General features: G+C 59.9%; 1 protein-coding gene and 1 pseudogene. One reads left to right on the top strand and one right to left on the bottom strand.

Annotated features, from left to right (window positions below):
• Nucleotides 1-79 precede the first annotated feature (79 nt).
• A pseudogene (locus AWB78_RS42705) lies at nucleotides 80-313 on the top strand (IS110 family RNA-guided transposase); the annotation flags it as partial.
• Nucleotides 314-900: 587 nt separating this feature from the next.
• On the opposite strand, the gene AWB78_RS42700 reads toward AWB78_RS42705, so the two are convergent.
• Nucleotides 901-1,142, bottom strand: a 242-nt coding sequence (locus AWB78_RS42700; RefSeq protein ID WP_198399512.1) for a transposase, incomplete at its 5' end; no start/stop codon positions are given.

The following is a 1,142-nucleotide window of genomic DNA, read 5'->3' as shown; positions in this document are numbered from 1 at the left end:
ACGTCGCCTTCAGGAAACTTAAAAACGTCTATGGAAAGAATCTGAAAACCACCCTATTGACACGGGGAGTCATATCAGTCAGGGCAACCGACGGGTGCGCGCGCTGCTGATCGAGATGGCGTGGACCTGGCTGCGCTACCAGCCCGGCAGTGCACTGACACAGTGGTTCAACCAGCGCACGCAGGGCACGGGGCCGAACCGCCGCGCGCGGCGCATCGCCATCGTCGCTGTCGCACGACGACTGGTGATTGCACTATGGCGCTACCTGAAGCACGGCGTTATTCCTGAGGGCGCGCAGATGAAACCCCTCTGACCTCGTATGCATAGCGAAAGTGATGCCGCGACAATCGGATCACTTGTTGTTCCCATGGTTGAAGTGGACATGCCCGTCGGACTCCTGGGTTGCCGACGCAACCGATTTCTAGATGGGGCACGTCACCCGGACAAGACTCCGGCGCAGCGCGCATGCAGGATAGGGCTGGCGAACCGGGCCAGCGGATAGAAGGTTGTGGGACGTTGGATCATCTCACGAGCGCCACGGGCTTCAGGCAGGGGGGACGTGAATTCGATTGCCGCAGTTGGCGAGCGCAATACCGCGCGCTCACCAACATACGACAGCATATCGCCTCTTCCGAGTTGTCAAAGGCTCGCTACGCCCAGGCTCCGGCCTGCCCTTGACCCCACTCGCAAGGAGATGTGGAGGAAGTAATCGACGATTCGCGAGCGGGCCTTGACAAATTACTGCTCATAGAAGGAATCCGCGCGGCAGACAGGATTTGAGCTGCCGGTACTGACGCCACATCGTGCGGGCGTCAACGCCGATTGCGGTTTGGCCCGCCATTGCGCGCGAAAGTGGCTTTCCCGGCGGCGAAATCAGGGCAATGTTGTCGCCTTCGGGACTTACGCAGGCGTCATTTTCGACATTCTGCGTAGGTTCAGCGCCGCGCAGACGAGTTTCCATTCGGCCTGTGCCTTGGCCAGTCCACGCATGCTGAATTGTCGAAATCCGAGAACGCTCTTTACCCAGGCATTCGGCGGTTCGGACAGCCATTTGCGCTTTCGATAGGCCGCCTGAGTTTGCGCACAAGTAAACTTGTCGGCCATCGCGGCGCATAGCGGGCGCTTCCGGGCATCGACCTTCA

The organism is Caballeronia calidae (assembly GCF_900044055.2).
In the GTDB taxonomy this organism is placed as follows: Bacteria; Pseudomonadota; Gammaproteobacteria; order Burkholderiales; family Burkholderiaceae; genus Caballeronia; species Caballeronia calidae.
This window is presented reverse-complemented; position numbering and strand designations above follow the sequence as displayed.